The following is a 4,895-nucleotide window of genomic DNA, read 5'->3' as shown; positions in this document are numbered from 1 at the left end:
TCCAGCGCGTTGGCCAGGCTGGCGTCGTACCCGACGCGCCCGCCGAAGCTCACCAGGACGCGCGCCAGCTGCGGGTAGGACGAGTCCTGCCCCGCGCGCTCGATGTAGACCGGCTCGACGTAGAGCAGCCCGCCCGCCACGGGCAACGTGAGCAGGTTGCCGTAGTCGATCGTGGTCTGGTTCTGCCGCAACAGGTTCAGCTCCGACGAGACCTCGGGCGAGCCGAGGAACTGCGCCTGCACCTGCTGCGGGCCGAGCGTCTGGGTGTCCGCGGGCAGCTGGAGCACCGTGATCTTGCCGTAGGTCTCCGGATCGGAGCTCGCCGACATGTACGACGCCAGGAACTGCCGCCTCAGGCTCACGAGCGCGCTCGTGAGCTGGAAGCTCGCCTGCGGCTGGTTCGGCAGGCCGGTCTGCAGGTAGTACGGCGGCTGTGCGTCCTGCGAGGCGCCGGTGTTGCCCTGCACCGTCGGGTCCGACGGGACGTCCCAGAAGGACACGGTGGAGAAGAACTCCGCCGGGTTGTCCACGTGGTACCGGGTCAGCAGCTCGCGCTGGACCTTGAACTGGTCCTCCGGGTACCGGAAGTGTGCGCGCAGCGAGTCGCTGATGTCCGCCGCGGGCTTCACGGTGTCCGGGAAGGCCTTCATCCACGTCTGCAGCACCGGGTCCGACTCGTCGAACGCGTAGAGCGAGACGGTGCCGTCGTACGCGTCGACCGTCGCCTTCACCGAGTTCCGCAGGTAGCTGATGCTCTCGTTCGGCAGCCGCTGGCCCTGCAGGCCGACCTGGCTGTCCTGCGTGGTGTCGCCGAGCGGCACCTGCTCCGCGTACGGGTAGTGCTGCAGGGTGGTGTAGCCGTCGACGATCCACTGGACGCGGCCGTCGATGACCGCCGGGTACGGGTCGTTGTCGAGGGTCAGCCAGGGGGCGACCTTCTCGACGCGGTCCCGCGGGTCCCGGTCGTACATGATCCGCGAGTTGTCGTTGATGGAGCTGTTGAACAGGATGTTCCGCTCGCCGTAGTAGAGCGAGAAGGCCAGCCGGTTGAACAGGTTCCCCAGCGAGACGCCGCCAGCGCCGTTGTAGGTGAACTGCGCCGAGTCCGTGTCGTACTCGCGGGGCGCGTCCCCCTCGTCCGCGCCGACGATGGAGTAGTCCGTGATCAGCTCGCCGTAGTAGATCCGCGGCTGCGAGACCGGGATCGTGCCCTCGGTCGTGGTGTCGCTGACCGTGAAGTTCGGCAGGCCGCCCTGGCCGCCGGTGTCCTCCAGCGCGGCGTTGACCTGGTTCGCGGGGGCCGCGACGAAGCCGTTGCCGTGCGTGTACACGAGGTGCCGGTTGATCCAGTCCTGCTGGTTGCCGACGAGCGCGCTGGAGTCCAGCTCGCGGGCGGCGACCACGTAGTCCTGCTGCTGGCCGTTGACCGTGTAGCGGTCGATGTCCAGCTTGTCCGGGAAGCCGTAGAAGTTCCGGCGCTGCTGGAGCTGGGTGAAGGTCTTGTTCAGCTTGCCCGGGTCGAGCAGGCGGATGTTCGGGATGGTCGCGGTGTCCGCCCGCACCTCGGCCGACGTGGCGGTCGACGTCCCGGAGTACGGCTCGATCGTGACCTTGTCGTCAGTGAGGCCGAAGGCCGCGCGGGTGGCCGCGATGTTCCGCTCGATCGACGGGGCCTCGCGCTCGTTCGCGTTCGGGGCGACGACGAACTGCTGCAGCACCGCAGGCCAGGCCGCGCCGACCAGCACGCTCGACAGCACCAGCAACACCACGGCGATCGCCGGGAGCTGCAGGTTGCGCCGGAACACGGCGGCGAAGAAGGCGGCCGCGCAGATCACCGAGATGACCAGCAGGATCAGCTTGGCCGGCATCACCGCGTTGAGGTCGGTGTACGTGGCACCGAAGAAGTTCTGGTTGCGGTCCGAGTAGAGCAGCTCGTACCGGTCCAGGTAGTACGCGACCGCCTTGAGCAGCACGAACAGCCCGGCGAGGATGGCGAGCTGGGCCCGCGCGGCCGCCGAGACCTGGCCCGAGCGCCCGGTCAGCCGGATGCCGCCGAAGACGTAGTTCGCGATGAGCGAGACCACGAACCCGATCGCCACGGACACGAACAGCCAGTCCAGCAGCAGCCGGATGAACGGCAGGGTGAAGGCGTAGAACGAGATGTCGTTGCCGAACTCGGCGTCCGTCTGCCCGAACGGCGTGGCGTTCAGGAACATCTGGACGGTCTGCCAGTCGCCCTGGGCCGCCAGGCCGGCGATGATGCCGACGACGACCGGGATCCCGATGCCGAACAGCTTCAGCCGGGAGATGACGACCGTGCGGTACCGCGCTATCGGGTCCTCAGGGCCGTTGACCGGCACGAACACGGGGCGGAAGCGGTAGGCGAGCCACATCGTGAGCCACACCGTGCCGCCGAGCAGCAGCCCGCCGATGACGAACTGCAGGATCCGGGTCACGATCACGGTGCCGAGGACACCGCGGTAGCCGGTCTCGCCGAACCAGAGCCAGTCGACGTAGAGGTCGACGAGCCGGGAACCGCCCAGCAGCACGACCACCAGGACCGCTGCCGCGATCAGCAGGATCCGCGTGCGGCGGGACAACGACGGCGCTCCCGCCGGGGGCCGCATGGCCACTGGTCACTCCTCGAGAAGTCGGGTCTGGTGGGACAACTCTACGGACGGGGTGTGGAGTTCCCGTGTGCCACGTCTGCCTGCACGGTTCGTACCGTTCGTCCTGTCCGCGCGACCGTACAGGTCCGCACCGACATGCGGGTCATCGCAGGTCAGCTCGCACACGACGGAGCGGTGCCCCCGCTGTCGAGCGCGGTGAGGGACTCGACGGCGGACGCCAGCGTGGCCACCCTGACGAGCTGCAGGCCGTCGGGCGCGTTCGCCTGTGCCTCCGCGCAGTTGTCCGAGGGCACCAGGAAGACCGCCGCGCCCGCGTCCCGCGCCGCCTGCATCTTGAAGGGGATGCCGCCGATCGGGCCGACCGCCCCCGTGGCGTCGATCGTGCCGGTCCCGGCCACGAACCGGCCGCCGTTGAGCTCCCCGGGGGTCAGCTTGTCCACCACGGCCAACGCGAACATCAGCCCGGCGGAGGGGCCGCCGACGTCGCCGAGGCTGATGGTGATGTCCCCCGTCGCGGGTTCGACGCCGGGCCGAACGCCGAGCATCCCCTGGTCGCGGTCCGGGTTCGCGCCGAGCACGACCTGCGCGTCCGCCCGGCTGCCCGCCCGCTCGTAGGTGACGTCCACGGACTGGCCCGCGGTGGTCCCCTGCAACGCGCCCGCGACCTGGTCCGGGGTGGCGACCGGGATCCCGCGGACCGCGACGATGGTGTCCCCCTCGCGCAGCACGCCGTCCGCGGCGGCCCCGGGGACGATCTCGGCGACCGTCGCGCGGGTGGGGAGGCCGAGCTGGGTGAGGGCCGCCAGCTCGGCGTTGGTCTCCGACGCGGCGAACTGCGCGGTGTTCGCCCGGTCGACGTCCTCGGTCGACTGCCCGGGCGGGTAGACGGTGTCCCGCGGGACGAGGCGACGGTCCGGCGCGAGCCAGAACCCCAGCGCGGACAACGCGGTGATGCCGTCGTTGACCGAGACGGTGGTCATGTTCAGGTGCCCGGCGGTCGGGTAGGTCGGCGTCCCGTCGACGGCGACGACCTGCGTCCCGTCGACGTCACCCAGGGTGTCGAAGGTCGGCCCCGGCCCCAGCGCCACGAACGGCACGCGGACGACGGTTCCGACGCCCACCACCACGACGACGAGGAGCACGGCGGCGACCAGCGTCGACGTTCGGCGGCTCACGGAGAGCGAACCTACGCCGCGGCGCGTGCGGTCCGCGTACCGTGGTCGGTATGAGTGACGTCCCGTTCGGCTTCGGCCCCAACGACCGTGACCCGGACCGCGACCGCGACCGCAACCGGGACGAGTCCGACGGCCCGCAGGACCCGTTCGGATTCGGCAACCTGGGCGGCGGCCAGTTCCCGGGCATCCCCGGGATGCCGGGTATGCCCGGAATGCCGGGCGGCGGTCCGGGCGGCTTCGACGTCGGCCAGCTCGGCCAGATGCTCAGCCAGCTCGGCCAGATGCTCTCCAGCGCGGGTCAGGCGGGGCCGAGCGACGGCCCGGTGAACTACGACCTGGCCGCGCAGATGGCGACCCAGCAGCTCTCGCAGAAGACGTCGTCGCTCACGGACGCCCAGCGCACCGCGGTGGCGGACTCGGTGAAGCTGGCCGAGCTCTGGCTGGACCCGGCCACCGAGTTCCCGGCGGGGGCCACGGAGACGGTCGCCTGGACGCCGTCGGACTGGGTGCGGGCGAGCATGCCCACCTGGAAGCGGCTGTGCGACCCGGTGGCGCGACGGGTGTCCGGCGCCTGGGTCGAGGGCCTGCCCGAGGAGGTCCGGTCCGCCGCGGGACCGATGCTCGCGATGATCGGCCAGATGGGCGGCCTGGCGTTCGGCAGCCAGCTCGGCAGTGGGCTGGGGCAGCTCGCCGCCGAGGTGCTGACCGGCACCGAGGTCGGGTTCCCGGTCGGGCCCGAGCGCACGGCGGCGTTGCTGCCGGAGGCCATCGAGAAGTTCACCGAGGGCCTCGACCGCCCCGCCAGCGAGGTCATGATCTACCTCGCGGCCCGGGAGGCGGCGCACCACCGGCTGTTCGTGCACGTCCCGTGGCTGCGGGAGCGGCTGCTCGGCGCCGTCGAGGACTACGCCCGCGGCATCACCGTGGACACCTCGCGCATCGAGGACATGGCCCGCCAGATCGACCCGTCGAACCCGGCCTCGATCCAGGAGGCCATGCAGTCCGGGATGTTCGAGCCGCAGACCACGCCCGAGCAGAAGGCGGCGCTGGCCCGGCTGGAGACCCTGCTCGCGCTCATCGAGGGCTGGGT

The 4,895-nt window shown here is 70.9% G+C and carries 3 protein-coding genes; 1 reads left to right on the top strand and 2 read right to left on the bottom strand.

The annotated features are described in order from the left end of the window. Together H5J29_RS20850 and H5J29_RS20845 are read right to left on the bottom strand one after the other, a co-directional pair. Positions 1-2,627, bottom strand: a 2,627-nt coding sequence (locus H5J29_RS20850) for a UPF0182 family protein (protein ID WP_220187711.1), incomplete at its 3' end; no start/stop codon positions are given. A gap of 155 nt (positions 2,628-2,782) precedes the next feature. Continuing rightward, complete coding sequence (locus H5J29_RS20845; protein ID WP_181782730.1) at positions 2,783-3,805, bottom strand: YlbL family protein; 1,023 nt, start codon at positions 3,803-3,805, stop codon at positions 2,783-2,785. Between the two features lie 50 nt (positions 3,806-3,855). Here H5J29_RS20845 and H5J29_RS20840 point away from each other — a divergent pair. Continuing rightward, positions 3,856-4,895 (top strand): zinc-dependent metalloprotease (locus tag H5J29_RS20840; RefSeq protein ID WP_181782729.1); only part of this gene is annotated, 1,040 nt, incomplete at its 3' end.

This window comes from Pseudonocardia pini (assembly GCF_013870575.1).
In the GTDB taxonomy this organism is placed as follows: domain Bacteria; phylum Actinomycetota; class Actinomycetes; order Mycobacteriales; family Pseudonocardiaceae; genus Pseudonocardia; species Pseudonocardia pini.
Note: the sequence above shows the minus strand (reverse complement) of the source record. Positions and strands in the feature narration are given on the sequence as shown.